Raw genomic sequence first — 15261 nt, 5'->3', positions numbered from 1 at the left:
AGCGAACTATAACCGGCTTCGCAGATCAAATTCTACTCCATAATTCTATATATCTCCGTCCCTTATGTACCGATTGTGCCACATGTGCCATCATGTCAGAAACATGACGTGATAATTGCGCAACAATACTTTTTGAAGAGTCGGAAAGGCGCTTTCCCGACACAATCTCTGTTGATCGCCGCCTCGGCATGGGCCATGTCGGAGGCGGGAGCACGGCGCGATGCGCGGCTTTCAGTATGGGGTGAAGCGGCAGGCCGCAGAGCCATGTCCGACCTAATTTGAACCTTTGACTGGAGATTCAAGAAAATGAACATCAAGAGCCTTCTGCTCGGCTCCGCCGCGGCACTGATCGCGGTTTCGGGCGCACGCGCCGCCGACGCGGTCGTCGTCGCCGAGCCGGAACCGGCCGAATACGTCAAGATCTGCGACGTCTACGGCTCGGGCTATTTCTACATCCCCGGCACCGAGACCTGCCTGCGCATCGGCGGCTACGTCCGTTACGACATCGGCGCCGGCGATGCCGGCTCATTCGATGGTGCCAACCATGTCCCTGACCATGAGGACGGTACGAATTCGAGTTTCTCCAAGAACGCCCGCTTCACGCTGAAGACCTGGACCGGCCAGGAAACCGAACTCGGCACCTTGAAGACCTACACCGAGACCCGCTTCAATTTCGGCAACAGCAATGGCGACTATCTTAATCAAGCCTCTTCCAATGCAAACGACTGGCAGGGCCGCAACAAGGCGCTGTCGCTGCGTTACGCCTACATTCAGCTCGGTGGCCTGCGCGTCGGTAAGGACGACACGGCTTTCGATACGTTCACCAACTATGCCGGCGCCGTCATCCAGGACACGCTGGTTCCGTATGGCGGACAGGAGAGCAACGTCGTTCAGTACTACTTCGACGCAGGCAATGGCTTCTCCGCCGTGGTCTCTCTCGAAGAAGGCGCGGGCGCGGTTGGCACCATCGACAGCTACGTTCCGCATGTCGTCGGCGGCCTGAAGTACAAGAGCGACTGGGGTTCGGTCACGGGCGTCGTCGCCTATGACAGCAACTACGAGGAAGTGGCAGGCAAGGTCCGCTTGGACGTCAATGTCAGCAAGGAGTTCACGCTCTTCGTCATGGGCGGCTACGGCACCGATGACAACCTCACCGACGACGCGGGCAACACTATCGATGCTCACGGTCGCGGCTTCTACAAGCAGTGGGGCGGCAACTGGGCAATCTGGGGTGGCGGCACCTACAAGTTCAACGACAAGACGTCGTTCAACGCTCAGGTCTCTTATGACGACTGGAAGAACCTCGGCGTCGCCGCTAACGTGGCCTATACCGTCGTGCCTGGCTTTACCGTCACGGCTGAAGTCGATTACCTCAATGCCGGAAAATTCGGCGACGCTGACTTCAACAACTGGACCAAGGCCAACAAGAAGAGCAGCCTTGGCGGCATCCTCCGCTTCCAGCGCTCGTTCTGATCTACCGACCCATCATAGGAAAAGGCCCGCAGCGCACGCTGTGGGCCTTTTTCATTCGAGCACCGGGCGTCGCTGTGTCGTCGCGATGAGCGCTTCGTTCAGGCGGACTGGCGAAGCTCGCCGGCTTCAAGCCCCAAAGCGTCGGTGGTGACCAGCCGGTCGCGACCGTTTTTCTTGCCGATGTACATGAGCCGGTCGGCGAGCGCGACCAGCGCATCCGGATCGGCAGCCTCCGTCGGATAGATCGCAACGCCGACAGTGCAGCCGACATGGATGTCGCCACCCGGAGCGGGAACCTTGATGCGCAGCCGCTCCAGCACGCGCTCCGCCACGCGCACGGCCTTCTCCCTGGCCTGCTCCGCGTTCCCCGAAAACAGGAAGGCAAACTCATCACCACCGAGCCGCGCCACGAAATCAGCGCTGCGCAGGATGGTGCGAAGCTGACCCGCCACCTCCTGCAGCAACGCGTCGCCGGCCTCGTGGCCGAGCGTGTCGTTGACCTTCTTGAACCTATCGAGGTCGATGAACAGCAGGCCGGCCGCCTGGCCGGTGCTGTCGCAGCGGTCGATCACCGACCTCAGCTCGTTGTGAAAGGCGCGCCGGTTGGGCAGGCCGGTCAATGCATCGTGGTTGGCCGAGTGGTCGCTGTGCTGCTTGGCCAGCTCGATCTTGCGCTTTTGTACGGAGAGTTCCTCATTGGCGGCCTTGAGTTCGAGCAGCAGCTCGGCGTTGAGATCCTCGACGACCTTGCGGTCGCTGATGTCGACGACGAAACCTTCGAGGAATTCGAGTTCGCCGGCACCATCCCAGACCCCGCCTCCGATCTCGCGCACCCAGAGCGGCTCGCCGACCTGTGGCACGATGCGGTAGTCGACGTTCCAGTTGCAGCGCGCCTCGAGCGCGGTATCGACGGCGGCATAGACCGCAGCGAGATCATCCGGGTGGATCGCCGAGACATAGTCGCGCACGGCATTTTGAATGAAGTCGCTCGGCCGATAACCGCTGACGGTTAAAATGCCGTCGCTGATGTAGAGCATGGTGTAGGACGCATCGTTGCGGCAACGGTAGAGATAACCGTCCATGCGGCCGGTGATGCTCAGCAGCGCATCCAGGCGCTCGTCGTGATAGACCCCCTGGCCGACCACAGATGCCGTGTCATGCTTCATGGCCGCACCCCCGTTTTGGCGGTCTGAGCGCGCCGCCAATGCCATAAGGCCATAGGGGGCGAGAACGTTCCCTATAGCAGCCGAATATTATCAATCTCTTATGCGTTGGCGATTTTGCCGCCAATCAGGCTCCCGCGCTATAGGCCGCGATCGCAGCCATGTTGACGATGTCCGAATCCTTGGCGTTGAGCGAGACGATCTGGACCGGTTTGTTCAAGCCGACCAGCAGCGGGCCGATGACGGTGGAGCCGCCGAGTTCCTGCAGCATCTTGGTCGAGATCGAGGCCGAGTGGAACGCCGGCATGATCAGCACGTTGGCCGGGCCGGTCAGCCGGATGAACGGATACTGCGCCATGGCACGGGCGTTCAACGCAACGTCGGCGGCCATCTCGCCGTCATATTCGAAATCGACGCGGCGCTTGTCGAGGATGCGCACCGCTTCCTGCACCCGCTCGGAGCGTTCGCCCTGCGGGTGGCCGAAGGTCGAATAGGCAAGCATGGCGAGCCTCGGCTCGTAGCCCATGCGGCGGGCAAATCCCGCCGCCTCTTCGGCGATGTCGGCGATCTGCTCGGCATTGGGCATGTCGTGCACGGCGGTATCGGCGACGAGGACTGTTTTGCCCCGCGCGAGCACGATGGAGACGCCGATGACACGGTGTCCGGGCTTGGCGTCGATGACGCGGCGGATATCGTCGAGCGCCGTGGAATAGTTGCGGGTGACGCCGGTGACGATGCCGTCGGCATCGCCCAGCGCCACCATGCAGGCGGCGAAATGGTTGCGGTCGTTGTTGATCAGCCGCTGGCAGTCGCGGAACAGGAAGCCTTTGCGCTGCATGCGCTCGTAGAGATAATCGGTATAGATGCCGTTGCGGCGCGACAGCCTGGCATTGATGATCTCGATGCCTTGCTTGTTGAGGTCGATGCCGGCGTGCCTGGCGTTTTCCTTGATTACATCGTCGCGGCCGAGCAGGATCGCGGTGCCGAGCTTCTGGTTCACATAGGAGACGGCGGCGCGCATCACCTGTTCTTCCTCGCCCTCGGCAAAGACGATGCGCTTGGGCTGGCGGCGGACGCGATCGTAGATGCGCTGCAAGGTCGAGGCGATCGGGTCGCGGCGGGCCGACAGCTCCTGCGCGTAGCGGTCGAGGTCGAGGATAGGCTTGCGGGCGACGCCTGACTCCATCGCCGCCTTGGCCACAGCGAGCGGGATGGCCGAGATCAGGCGCGGATCGAACGGCACCGGGATGATGTAGTTGGGGCCGAATTTCGGCCGGTTGCCCTGATAGGCGGCGGCGACATCGTCGGGCACGTCCTTGCGCGCCAGGTCGGCCAGCGCTCTCGCTGCGGCGATCTTCATGTCGTCATTGATGGTGGTGGCCCTGACATCCAGCGCACCGCGGAAGATGTAGGGGAAGCCCAGCACATTGTTGACCTGGTTCGGATAGTCGGAACGCCCGGTGGCCATGATGGCATCGGTGCGGATCTCGGCCACTTCCTCGGGTGTGATCTCCGGGTCGGGGTTGGCCATGGCGAAGATGATCGGGTTCTTGGCCATCGACTGCACCATCTTGGTGGTCAACGCACCCTTGGCCGACAGGCCGAGGAAGACATCGGCGCCGTCGAGCGCCTCGGCCAGGCTGCGCGTGTCGGTCTTGACCGCATGCGCCGACTTCCACTGGTTCATGCCTTCGGTGCGACCCTGGTAGACGACGCCCTTGGTGTCGCACAGAATGATGTTGTCGGGGGCAAAGCCCATCGCCTTCATCAGTTCGATGCAGGCAATGCCGGCGGCGCCGGCGCCGTTGCAGACCATTTTCGTGGTCTTCATGTCGCGGCCGGTGATCTCCAGCGCGTTGATCAGCCCGGCGGCCGAGATGATGGCGGTGCCGTGCTGGTCGTCGTGGAAGACCGGGATGTCCATCAGTTCGCGCAGGCGCTGCTCGATGATGAAGCATTCCGGCGCCTTGATGTCTTCCAGGTTGATGCCGCCGAAAGACGGCCCAAGAAAGCGCACGCAATTGATGAACTCGTCGGCATCCTCGGTGTCGACTTCGAGGTCGATGGAGTCGACATCGGCGAAACGCTTGAACAGCACCGCCTTGCCTTCCATAACCGGCTTGGAGGCCAGCGCGCCGAGATTGCCGAGGCCGAGAATGGCGGTGCCGTTGGATATGACGGCGACCATGTTGCCGCGCGTCGTGTAGTCGAAAGCGCGGCTGGGGTCTTCGGCAATGGCCAGCACAGGAACCGCGACACCCGGCGAATAGGCGAGGCTCAGATCGCGCTGCGTCGCCATCGGCTTGGTGGCGACGATCTCCAGCTTGCCGGGGCGGCCCATGGCGTGGAATTCCAGCGCCTCCTCGGCGCTGACGGAGGGGCCGCTATTTTCGGTTTTCTTGGCCATGATGCTTTTGATTTCCTCGCCGGTGTCGCCCCCTTGAGACGGGTGCGTGTTTTTGAAACTTCCGAATTAAGGCTACACGCCACCGCTGTAAACCGCCAAGCGATCTTCACGCCCGCAGCGAAATCCCCCAAGGTCGAACGGCGTCACGTCGGCTCTGGCTCGCTGACGAAGGCAGCGATTTCGCGCACCGTTCCCCGACGCATCATGCCGTCTGTGCCGGGGAAAGGCCACGTCTCGATGGGTGGCGCACGGCTTCCCTTGCGCCGCAGCAATGCAGTCAGGAACGCCATGAGTTCGATGCGCTGGGCGTGAACCTTCTCCAGCGTGCGGCGGCGGATGTGCTGACGCGGTATGGCACGATCTCGCAGCGTCTCGACGGCGCGGCGAATGGCAGCCGGTTCCGGATCGGCGACGATGCAATAATCCGGATCGAAATAGACGTCGCGACCGCCAAGGCTCGGCGTACTGACGATCGGCAGGCCGGCCATCAGATATTCCATCGAGGAGTACATCGCTCCTTCCACGGCCGACAGGCACAGCCCGACGGCGGCCTGGTTGTAGACGTGGTTGACCTGTTGCGCCGTCAGCTTGCCCGGCCAGCCGTCGACGAGCGGATTGGCGATCTGGTGGAGCGGCGAACGCGCCTGCAGTCGCCGAACAAAGGCGCGGGCGGCAACCGGCGGCAATTCGCCGATCGAATAGGTGATGTGGGCCAGCCGCTCTATGTCGAAGGCCAGGTGATGGCGTTTGATCGGCGAGATGCGGCCATTGTAGACCGCGTCGAATTCGACCGGCACGTCCGGCAGCGGCCGGAATATATCCTCCGACACCATCAGATTGTGGTTGGAGAAGATGGCATTGCCGCCCGCAGCTGCGATGAGACGGCGCTCTTCCTCGGTGTTGCACAGGAAGATGATTTCGTGCAGCGGAAACCGGCCGGCATACCAGGCGAGATCGCGGCCCATCCGGGCGATGACAGCCGGCCGCTCCATGGTCCAGGTCTGCATCGTCAGGAAGGTGACGCGGCGCGCCGCCAGGCGCCGGCCGAGCGCTGCCAGCGGATAGAGCGGCCGCGACCCGCCAATCGGGACATAGAGCACCAGCGGGTCGCGGCTGAGCACATGCAGCGACATGTCGATGCCGCCATCGACATCGGACAGCGGCCCGCGTGTCGGCAGGAGGAAGGGGACGCGCTTGCGCAGTGTCCCCCTGAGCTTGCCTTTGCTGCGGTGGACGCGCCGCGCCGCCAACAGCAGCAGGCGCTCAAGCGCCGATCCAGCCGGACCGACCAGCTCTTCGAACGCCTCCTGTTTGTCCTGATCCATGCCGCTTATCCCCGCCATGGCGATCATAGGGTCTGGTTGGCGCCCGAAGCAACCAACGGCTTCACCCGGCGTAGAGGGAGCACAAGCCGCCGTCGAGGCCGGTCGTCCCCTGCTTTTCGGGCCGCCGGCATTAAACCCCGCACCCACATCTGCTAGCGTGCGGGCATGAACATGCACACTTCAGCAGAAACCGACGCCCCCGAGGTGACACCGCCTGCGCCCGTCGGCAGCGTCACGCCGATGATGGAGCAATATATCGAGATCAAGGCGGCGAACCCGGATTCTCTGCTGTTCTACCGCATGGGCGATTTCTACGAGCTGTTCTTCGACGACGCCGAAAAGGCGAGCAAGGCGCTGGGCATCGTCCTGACCAAGCGCGGCAAGCACCAGGGTAACGACATTCCGATGTGCGGCGTGCCGGTGCATGCGGCCGACGACTATCTGCAAAAGCTGATCGGCCAAGGTTTTCGCGTTGCCGTCTGCGAGCAGATCGAGGACCCGGCGGAAGCCAGGAAGCGCGGCGGCAAATCGGTCGTACGCCGTGACGTGGTGCGCCTGGTGACGCCCGGCACCATCACCGAGGACAAATTGCTGGCGCCGTCGGAATCGAGTTTCCTGATGGCGCTGGGACGGGTGAAGGGCGGCAGCAGCGGTGACGCCTTCGCCCTGGCCTGGATCGAGATCTCGACCGGCGTCTTCCGCGTCGCCGAAACCACGGCCGACCGCCTGCTGGCCGATGTCTTCCGCGTCGACCCGCGCGAGCTGATCGTCGCCGAGCCGGTGTTTTACGATCCCGAGCTGAAGCCGGTGTTCGACTTCATCGGCCGCGTCGCCAGCCCGCAGCCGCCGTCGCTTTTCGATTCGGCTTCGGCAGCGGGGCGGATCGCGCGCTTCTTCGAAGTGGCGACGCCGGACAGTTTCGGCGCCTTCTCGCGCGCCGAATTGTCGGCGATCTCGGGCGCCATCGCCTATGTCGAAAAGACGCAGAAGGCCGAGCGGCCGCCTTTGTCGCGTCCCGAACGCGAGGAGCAGGGCTCGACGCTGTTCATCGATCCTGCGACACGCGGCAATCTGGAACTGTTGCGCACGCTGTCGGGCAGCCGCGACGGCTCGCTGTTCAAGGCTATAGACCGCACGGTCACCGGCGGCGGCGCCAGGCTGCTCGCCGACCGGCTGATGGCGCCGCTGACCGATCCGGCGGCGATTGCCGCCCGGCTTGATTCGGTATCGTTCTTCCGCGCCGAGACGCGGCTCTGCCAGGCGGTGCGGTCAAGCCTGAAGAGCGTCGCCGACATGCCGCGAGCGCTGTCGCGGTTGGCGCTCAACCGCGGCGGCCCGCGCGACCTCGGCGCGCTGCGTGCCGGCTTTGAAGCGGCGGGCGCCATTGCCGAAATCTTCGCCGCAACAGCGCTGCCCCATGAATTGACGGAAGCACTTGCCGCGATCAAGGCGCTGCCGCGTGCGCTGGCCGAGCATCTGACCCAGGCTCTTGGCGAGGAACTGCCGTTGCTCAGGCGCGACGGCGGCTTCGTGCGCGGCGGCTACCATGCCGAGCTCGACGAAATGCGGGCGCTGCGCGACGAATCGCGCAAGGTGATCGCCGGACTGGAGCGCTCGCTGATCGAGGAGACCGGCATCCGCTCGCTGAAAATCCGCCACAACAATGTGCTGGGCTATTACATCGAGGTGACGGCCAACCACCATTCAATCATGACCAGAAGCGACGGCGCCAAGGCGCGCTTCATCCACCGCCAGACCATGGCCAACGCCATGCGTTTCACCACGACCGAACTTGCCGAACTCGAGACCAAAATCGCCAATGCCGCCGACCGGGCGCTGAGCATCGAGCTTGCCGCTTTCGACACGCTGACGACAGAGGCGGTCGCCGAGGCGCAAAAAATTCGCGCCGGCGCCGATGCGCTTGCCGTACTTGACGTGTCGGCGGCGCTCGCGCTGTTGTCGGAGAGTGAAGCCTGGTGCCGGCCGCTGGTCGATTCCAGCCTCGCCTTCGATATCTCGGGCGGACGCCATCCTGTGGTGGAACAGGCGCTGCGGCGTTCGGGCGAAGGGCCGTTCGTCGCCAATGATTGCGATCTGTCGCCGCAAGACGGGGCCAAGGCCGGCGCGATCTGGCTGCTCACCGGTCCGAATATGGGCGGTAAGTCGACCTTCCTGCGGCAAAACGCACTGATCGCCATCCTCGCCCAAACCGGTTCCTTCGTGCCGGCGACATCGGCCCATATCGGCGTCGTCGACCGGTTGTTCTCGCGGGTCGGCGCCTCGGACGATCTGGCGCGCGGCCGTTCGACCTTCATGGTCGAGATGGTAGAGACGGCGGCGATCCTCAACCAGGCCGGCGAACGGGCGCTGGTGATCCTGGACGAGATCGGTCGCGGCACCGCCACGTTCGATGGCCTGTCGATCGCCTGGGCGGCAGTCGAGTATCTGCACGAGAAGAACCGCTGCCGGGCGATCTTTGCCACCCATTTCCACGAGATGACGGCGCTGTCCGGCAAACTGCCGCGCCTTTCCAACGTCACCATGCGGGTCAAGGAATGGGAAGGCGACGTCGTCTTCCTGCACGAGGTCGGCAAGGGTGCCGCCGATCGCTCCTATGGCGTTCAGGTCGCTCGCCTTGCCGGTCTGCCGGAAGCGGTGGTCGGCCGCGCCAAAGAGGTGCTGCATCAGCTTGAGGAAGGCGATGTCTCCGGCAAGGCCAACCGACTGGTCGACGATCTGCCGCTGTTTTCGGTGGCAATGAAGCGGGAAGCGGCAAAGCCTGCGAAGAGCGACGCATTGGGCGCAGCGCTGGGTGAGATCAATCCAGACGAGATGACGCCGCGCGAGGCGCTGGAAGCGCTCTACCGGCTGAAGGGGCTGGCGGGGAAAACCTAGCCCGATTTCGGCCTTGACCAATTGTACCGATTGGTACAATGCTCGCCATCGCCTTTGCCGATGGGAGAATGACATGAGCCGTCCGCCGCTGCCGCCCTTCACCGCCGAGACCGCCGCGCAGAAGGCGCGCATGGCCGAAGACGCCTGGAACAGCCGCGACCCAGAACGGGTTTCGCTCGCCTATACGCAGGACAGCACCTGGCGCAACCGCGCCGAGTTCGTCTCGGGCAGAAATGAGATAGTCTCCTTCCTCACACGCAAATGGGCGCGCGAGCTGGACTACCGGCTGATCAAGGAGGTCTGGACCTGGAACGACAACCGCATCGCGGTGCGCTTTGCCTATGAATGGCGCGACGACAGTGGCCACTGGTTCCGTTCCTACGGCAATGAGAATTGGGAATTTGACGCGGATGGACTGATGCCTAGGCGCGTCGCCAGCATCAACGACCTGCCGATCGCTGAGGGTGAGCGCAAATATCACTGGCCGCTCGGCCGCCGGCCGGACGACCATCCCGGCCTGACCGAACTCGGACTTTAGAGTGTGATCCCTAGAACTGTGTCGCGGTTTTCGGCAAAGATCATGCTCAAGCGGAAAACTAGCGCATGCGCAGGATCGCGCCCGATCGCGCCGATTTGCTCTCCATCATCGGCGAGGTTTTCCGCGAACACGGCTATGAAGGGGCGAGCCTGGCGCGGATCGGTGCGGCGACCGGCCTAGGCAAAGGCAGCCTTTACCACTTCTTCCCCGGCGGCAAGGAAGAGATGGCGGCGGCTGTCATTGCCCATATAGATGGCTGGTTCGAGGAGAATGTCTTCGTGCCGTTGCAGGACAGGGCCGACCCTCGTACGGGCATCGATCGGATGTTCGAAGCGACGGAGAGCTATTTCCGGTCGGGGCGCCGGGTGTGCCTGATCGGCGCCTTCGCGCTGGACGAATCCCGCGACCTCTTCGCCATCGCGATCAAAAGCTATTTCGGCCGCTGGGTGGCGCATCTTGCCGAAGCGCTGACCCGAAGCGGGCACAGCGCTGACAGGGCGGACGAACTCGCCGAAGAAGCGGTCGGCGCCATCCAGGGCGCGCTCACGCTGGCACGCGCCTTCGACGACACCGCAGTGTTTTCGCGCGCGTTGCGACGGGCGCGGGCGGCGCTCGGCTAGAGTGCTACAAGGGCTCGAAGCGGAAAGCCGTCTCGGTTCGAAAAACCCGGCCGACGCCGGGCGAATCAAGATGCGCGCCGGCGACGTAGCAGTCGTTGTTGGCCGCAAGCGCCAGCATTTGCAACCGGCTTGCCCTCGCCTGCTGCTGGTCTGCGTCGAATTCCCACGTGATCTCGGGTCGATCGAATTGAAGCGACGGCACATGTACGATGTCGCCCCAGATCAACAGTGTTTCGCCTGCGCTCACAACGCGAAAGCAAGTGTGGCCGGCTTCATGGCCAGCGGAGCCGATCGTATCGATGTCAGCGCTGACGCGCTGTCCAGCATCGAGAGGCTGGGCGCGATCGTGGAAGCGTTCCAGCCTCGCCACGTCGCGAAACATGCCGAGCTCAGCGCGCGGGACAAGCAGGCGAGAGAGCTGCGGGAAGCCGTCGTCACCATCGGCAAGGATGAGCCCGTGTATATGGTCGAGATGGGTATGGGTGAAAGCAACAGTCCGAATCCGCTCGGTGGCGATCTTCGCCTCGCGCAGCGCCTCGGGCAGGTGCCCCATTGTCGGGTGCCAGGCGTTCGAAGCCCCTGTGTCGATCAGCGTGATGTCGTCGCCGTCATCGATGGCGAAGGCGTTGACCGACAGCCTGAGCGCACCGTCGACGAGCGGTACATGCGAGGGCAGATTGTCACCGAATGTCCGGTCTCCGGGCTGGCGCAGCCGCCTGATTGGCATGTCGACGTAACCGTCGCGCAGCGACGTGACCGTCATGGCTCCGACTCTATACGCCGTATGATGATACCCGGTCGAAACCCGTTCCAATCTAGATCATCTCCAGGCCGCGTTTGCGCGTCGGCGGTGGAAAGGCGCGGTCGAGTTCGGCGAGGTCTTCGGCCGTCAGCCTGATATCGTGCGCGGCGACATTCTGGCGGACGTGCTCCTGGCTGCTGGCCTTCGGGATGGCGATGACACCGGGCTGCGCCATCACCCAGGCAAGCGCGATCTGTGCTGCCGTGGCGTTGTGGCGGGCGGCGATGGTTTCCAGCCTGGAATTGCGCGCCAGCGCGCCCTGCTCGACCGGCGAATAGGCCATCAGCGGGATGCCGCGCTGCCGGCTCCATGGCGCGAGATCGAATTCGGGGCCGCGCCGCGACAGATTGTAGAGTACCTGGTTGGTCTGGACATGATCTCCAGACGACAGACCGGTCAGTTCCTCCATTTCGTCGGTGTCGAAATTGCTGACGCCCCAGTGACGGATCTTGCCGGCCTTCTTCAACGCCTCGAAAGCGTCGACCGTTTCGCCTAGAGGCACACTGCCCGGCCAATGCAGGAGATAGAGATCGATGCGGTCGGTGCGCAGGCGCTTCAAGCTGTTTTCGCAGGCCCGCGCCACGCCGGTGCGCGAGGCATTGGACGGCAATACCTTGGAGACAAGAAAGAGTTCGTCGCGGCGCCCGGCAATGGCTTCCGCCACCACCTCCTCGGCGCCGCCGCTGGCATACATTTCAGCGGTGTCGATCAACGTCATGCCGAGGTCCAGCCCGAGCTTCAGGGCATTGACCTCCCCGGCGCGGCGGCGGGAATCTTCGCCCATCTTCCATGTGCCCTGTCCCAGCACCTGGACGGCCTCGCCCGAAGGCAGCGTGGTGGCTCTTATCGTCGATGGCATGTGGGCTCCTGGCGCCGTGTAATCGATGTGAATGGCATCACAACCACGGAGAGAAATCCAGAATGGATCTCTCCGGCATGGTCGTTGCTGCCTTACTTCGCCGGATGGGCGGCGAGCCAGGCCTGCATCTTGGCGATCTCGGCTTCCTGCGCGGCGATGACATCTTCGGCCAGCTTGCGGATTTCGGGATCCTTGCCATTGGCGAGTTCCACCTTGGCCATGTCGATCGCGCCCCGATGATGCGGGATCATGCCGCGCACGAAATCGACATCGGCATTGCCGGAATATTCGATCATCATGTCGGTGTGCATCTTGTCCATCGCCGCCTTGTAGCCGTCGGTCGAAGGACCTTGCGCGCCCATCGCGCCCATGTCGTGTTTCATCTCTTCGGATTGCGCCGGGACGCTTTCGAGGAAAACGGCAAGCAGCATTCCCGCCGCCATCATCAAAAGCACGATTTTCTTAGCCAAGGTCATCCATGATCTCCTGTTGATTGAAATTCGTATCTGGGGGCTTTGCTCAGAGTTTCAACGTCCGCAGCCGCAATGCGTTGGCGATGACCGAAACCGAAGACAGGCTCATGGCCGCCGCCGCCAGCATCGGCGACAAAAGCGTGCCGGTGAGCGGATATAGCACGCCGGCAGCAACCGGCACGCCAAGCACATTGTAGAGGAAGGCGAAAAACAGATTCTGGCGGATGTTGCGGATCGTCCCCTGCGCGAGCGTTCGCGCCCTGACGATGCCGTTGAGATCGCCCTTGACCAGCGTAATGCCGGCGCTCTCGACAGCGACATCGGCGCCGGTGCCCATGGCGATGCCGACATCGGCGCTGGCCAGGGCCGGCGCATCGTTGACGCCGTCGCCGGCCATGGCTACGCCGGCACCTTTCGCACGCAACTCCTCGACAAGGGCTGCCTTTTGTTCCGGCAGCAGGCCGGCGCGCACCTCGTCAATGCCAAGGCTTTTGGCGATGGCGCGCGCCGTGCGCTCGTTGTCGCCGGTCGCCATGATGATCCGCAAGCCTCTGTCGTGCAGCGCCCTGATCGCCTCGGCTGTCGTTGCCTTGACCGGATCGGCGACCGCGACAATGCCGGCCAGTTTTTTGTCCACCGCAACGAACATCGCCGTCTTGCCTTCTGCCTGCAGCGCCTCGGCCCTGGCCGACAGGGAAGCGGTGTCGATGCCGACATCGGCCATCATAGCGGCGTTGCCGAGCGAAACCTTCCTGCCAGACACCGTGCCGGATACGCCCTTGCCGGTGACGGCGTCGAAGCCGCTGGCCTCAACGAGCGTCAGGCCGCGTACGTCGGCGCCGCCGACAATGGCCTCGGCCAGCGGATGCTCCGAGCCTTTTTCCAGGCCGGCGGCGAGCGCCAGCAATTCATTCTCAGACAGGCCTTCGGCAGCGACGACATCGGTCAAGCGAGGCTTGCCTTCGGTCAAGGTGCCGGTCTTGTCGACGATCAACGTGTCGACCGAAGCGAAGCGCTCGAGCGCGGCCGCGTCCTTGATCAGCACGCCCGCGTGCGCCCCGCGCCCGGTGGCGGTCATGATCGACATCGGCGTCGCCAGACCGAGCGCGCAGGGGCAGGCGATGATCAGCACCGAGACCGCCGAGACGATGGCAAAGATCAAGCTGGGTTCGGGACCGAAGATCGCCCAGGCGGCAAAGGCCGCGAGCGCGACCAGCACGACGGCCGGCACGAAGTAGAAGGAGACGCGATCGGCTAGACCTTGAATCGGCGCGCGCGAACGCTGCGCCTTTGCGACCAGCTCGACGATGCGCGAAAGCGTCGTTTCGGAGCCGACCTTTTCGGCGCGCATGATCAGCGAACCGTTCTTGTTGAGCGTGCCGCCGGTCAAGGCATCGCCTTTCGTTTTTTCGACCGGCAGCGGCTCGCCCGAGATCATCGATTCGTCGATGGAGGAACGGCCTTCCGTTACGATGCCGTCGACCGGCACGGCGTCGCCTGGACGCAGGCGCAGGTGGTCGCCGGTCCTGACCGCATCGAGCGGCACGTCGGTGTCGGAGCCGTCCTCCCCGATCAGCCGTGCCGTCTTCGGCACCAGGTCGAGCAGCGCACGGATGGCCGAGCCGGTCTTTTCGCGCGCCCGCAATTCGAGCACCTGACCGAGGAATACCAGCGCGACGATGACGGAAGCTGCCTCGAAATAGACCGGGACGGTGCCGCCATGGCCACGGAACTGATGCGGAAAGATGTCCGGAAACAGTGCGGCGACGACGCTGTAGAGGTAGGCCGCACCCACACCCAGCGAAATCAGCGTCCACATGTTGGGGCTGCGGTTGACCAGCGACTCCCAGCCGCGGTGGAAGAAGGGGAAGGCCGCCCACAGCACCACTGGGCTGGCCAGCGCCAATTCCAGCCAGACCATCGTTCGCCCGTCGACAAACGCCTGGAACGTCAGGCCGAGCATCGGCGCCATGGCAACGATCAGCAGCGGCAGGGACAGCACCGCGCTGACCCAGAACCGTCTGGTGAAGTCTACCAGTTCGGGGTTCGGGCCCTCATCGCCAGTGGGAACGCCCATCGGCTCAAGCGCCATGCCGCAGATCGGGCAGGAGCCGGGCTTGTCTCTTATCACTTCGGGGTGCATCGGGCAGGTGTATTGAGTGCCTTTCGGCACTGGCGACGCCGCCGGCCTATCGCCGAGATAGTTTTGCGGCTCGGCCTCGAACTTCGCCCGGCAGCCGGCCGAGCAGAAATAGAAACCCTGGCCTTCGTGGCGGAAAAAATGCCTGGCGGTAGCGCGGTCGACACTCATGCCACAGACGGGGTCGGTGGCGGTCAGGTATTTTTCAGGCCCGGCGACGAATTTCGTACGGCAACCCTCGCTGCAGAAGTGAAAAAGACGGCCGCCATGCTCGGCCGTCGGCTTGCCGGCTGCCGGATCGACGCTCATGCCGCACACCGGATCGCGCACCACGGCTTCGGCGGCCGGCTCAGCAGCCTTTGCCGCACAACAGCTGCCATCGGCCGCGTGGTGGTGATGCTCGGAATGCGCCATCGAAAAGTGCCTTATATCTGTCTGGGTGAGGAGGTAGTGCTTCCAGTAACTGGAAGGTCAAGGGGCGATTTCCACTTTTCGATCGTGGCCGTCATCGCGCACATCGAGGGAAAATCGCTTACGCAACTTTGTTCCCATGCTATGGACGCGCG

At 63.6% G+C, this 15261-nt stretch carries 11 protein-coding genes; 4 read left to right on the top strand and 7 right to left on the bottom strand.

What is annotated here, in order from left to right; translation table 11 throughout:
- Positions 1-306 precede the first annotated feature (306 nt).
- Positions 307-1473: a porin gene (locus NLY44_RS25585; RefSeq protein WP_286455645.1), complete on the top strand. Its 1167-nt coding sequence runs from the start codon at positions 307-309 to the stop codon at positions 1471-1473.
- Positions 1474-1571: 98 nt separating this feature from the next.
- Here NLY44_RS25585 and NLY44_RS25580 read toward each other — a convergent pair whose 3' ends face one another.
- From NLY44_RS25580 to NLY44_RS25570, 3 genes are all read right to left on the bottom strand, one after another.
- On the bottom strand, positions 1572-2639 hold the full coding sequence (locus NLY44_RS25580) for a GGDEF domain-containing protein (protein ID WP_023806136.1): 1068 nt from the start codon (positions 2637-2639) through the stop codon (positions 1572-1574).
- Positions 2640-2763: 124 nt separating this feature from the next.
- A complete protein-coding gene (locus NLY44_RS25575; RefSeq protein ID WP_023698953.1) occupies positions 2764-5043 on the bottom strand; it encodes an NADP-dependent malic enzyme in 2280 nt (759 codons plus the stop codon).
- Between the two features lie 143 nt (positions 5044-5186).
- Positions 5187-6368 (bottom strand): glycosyltransferase family protein, encoded by a 1182-nt coding sequence (locus tag NLY44_RS25570; protein ID WP_032905187.1) that lies wholly within the window; start codon positions 6366-6368, stop codon positions 5187-5189.
- 165 nt (positions 6369-6533) lie between these two features.
- On the opposite strand from NLY44_RS25570, the gene mutS reads away from it, so the two are divergent.
- The 3 genes from mutS to NLY44_RS25555 all read left to right on the top strand — a co-directional run bounded on the left by mutS (position 6534) and on the right by NLY44_RS25555 (position 10421).
- Complete coding sequence (gene mutS / locus NLY44_RS25565) at positions 6534-9263, top strand: DNA mismatch repair protein MutS (RefSeq protein WP_023806138.1); 2730 nt, start codon at positions 6534-6536, stop codon at positions 9261-9263.
- A gap of 73 nt (positions 9264-9336) precedes the next feature.
- Complete coding sequence (locus NLY44_RS25560; RefSeq protein ID WP_023806139.1) at positions 9337-9801, top strand: nuclear transport factor 2 family protein; 465 nt, start codon at positions 9337-9339, stop codon at positions 9799-9801.
- Between the two features lie 65 nt (positions 9802-9866).
- Positions 9867-10421: a TetR/AcrR family transcriptional regulator gene (locus NLY44_RS25555; protein ID WP_023806140.1), complete on the top strand. Its 555-nt coding sequence runs from the start codon at positions 9867-9869 to the stop codon at positions 10419-10421.
- A 4-nt stretch (positions 10422-10425) separates the two neighbouring features.
- Here NLY44_RS25555 and NLY44_RS25550 read toward each other — a convergent pair whose 3' ends face one another.
- The 4 genes from NLY44_RS25550 to NLY44_RS25535 all read right to left on the bottom strand — a co-directional run bounded on the left by NLY44_RS25550 (position 10426) and on the right by NLY44_RS25535 (position 15109).
- Positions 10426-11184: an MBL fold metallo-hydrolase gene (locus tag NLY44_RS25550; RefSeq protein ID WP_245263853.1), complete on the bottom strand. Its 759-nt coding sequence runs from the start codon at positions 11182-11184 to the stop codon at positions 10426-10428.
- A 52-nt stretch (positions 11185-11236) separates the two neighbouring features.
- A complete protein-coding gene (locus NLY44_RS25545; protein ID WP_023806142.1) occupies positions 11237-12082 on the bottom strand; it encodes an aldo/keto reductase in 846 nt (281 codons plus the stop codon).
- A gap of 92 nt (positions 12083-12174) precedes the next feature.
- Positions 12175-12558, bottom strand: a complete 384-nt coding sequence (gene copM, locus NLY44_RS25540; RefSeq protein WP_023685134.1) for a CopM family metallochaperone — start codon at positions 12556-12558, stop codon at positions 12175-12177.
- 43 nt (positions 12559-12601) lie between these two features.
- Positions 12602-15109: a heavy metal translocating P-type ATPase gene (locus NLY44_RS25535; RefSeq protein WP_023806143.1), complete on the bottom strand. Its 2508-nt coding sequence runs from the start codon at positions 15107-15109 to the stop codon at positions 12602-12604.
- Positions 15110-15261: the final 152 nt, after the last annotated feature.

This window comes from Mesorhizobium sp. C089B, assembly GCF_030323125.1.
Taxonomy (GTDB): domain Bacteria; phylum Pseudomonadota; class Alphaproteobacteria; order Rhizobiales; family Rhizobiaceae; genus Mesorhizobium.
The sequence above is the reverse complement of the archived record's forward strand: the minus strand, read 5'-3'. Positions and strand labels throughout refer to the sequence as shown.

Excerpts from the sequence above, each read along its gene's own strand:
- NLY44_RS25555 (WP_023806140.1), top strand. The coding sequence starts at position 9,867 with ATGCGCAGGATCGCGCCCGATCGCGCCGATTTGCTCTCCATCATCGGC.
- NLY44_RS25545 (WP_023806142.1), bottom strand. The coding sequence starts at position 12,082 with ATGCCATCGACGATAAGAGCCACCACGCTGCCTTCGGGCGAGGCCGTC.
- NLY44_RS25570 (WP_032905187.1), bottom strand. The coding sequence starts at position 6,368 with ATGGATCAGGACAAACAGGAGGCGTTCGAAGAGCTGGTCGGTCCGGCT.
- NLY44_RS25560 (WP_023806139.1), top strand. The coding sequence starts at position 9,337 with ATGAGCCGTCCGCCGCTGCCGCCCTTCACCGCCGAGACCGCCGCGCAG.
- copM (WP_023685134.1), bottom strand. The coding sequence starts at position 12,558 with ATGACCTTGGCTAAGAAAATCGTGCTTTTGATGATGGCGGCGGGAATG.
- NLY44_RS25575 (WP_023698953.1), bottom strand. The coding sequence starts at position 5,043 with ATGGCCAAGAAAACCGAAAATAGCGGCCCCTCCGTCAGCGCCGAGGAG.
- mutS (WP_023806138.1), top strand. The coding sequence starts at position 6,534 with ATGAACATGCACACTTCAGCAGAAACCGACGCCCCCGAGGTGACACCG.
- NLY44_RS25585 (WP_286455645.1), top strand. The coding sequence starts at position 307 with ATGAACATCAAGAGCCTTCTGCTCGGCTCCGCCGCGGCACTGATCGCG.
- NLY44_RS25580 (WP_023806136.1), bottom strand. The coding sequence starts at position 2,639 with ATGAAGCATGACACGGCATCTGTGGTCGGCCAGGGGGTCTATCACGAC.
- NLY44_RS25535 (WP_023806143.1), bottom strand. The coding sequence starts at position 15,109 with ATGGCGCATTCCGAGCATCACCACCACGCGGCCGATGGCAGCTGTTGT.
- NLY44_RS25550 (WP_245263853.1), bottom strand. The coding sequence starts at position 11,184 with ATGACGGTCACGTCGCTGCGCGACGGTTACGTCGACATGCCAATCAGG.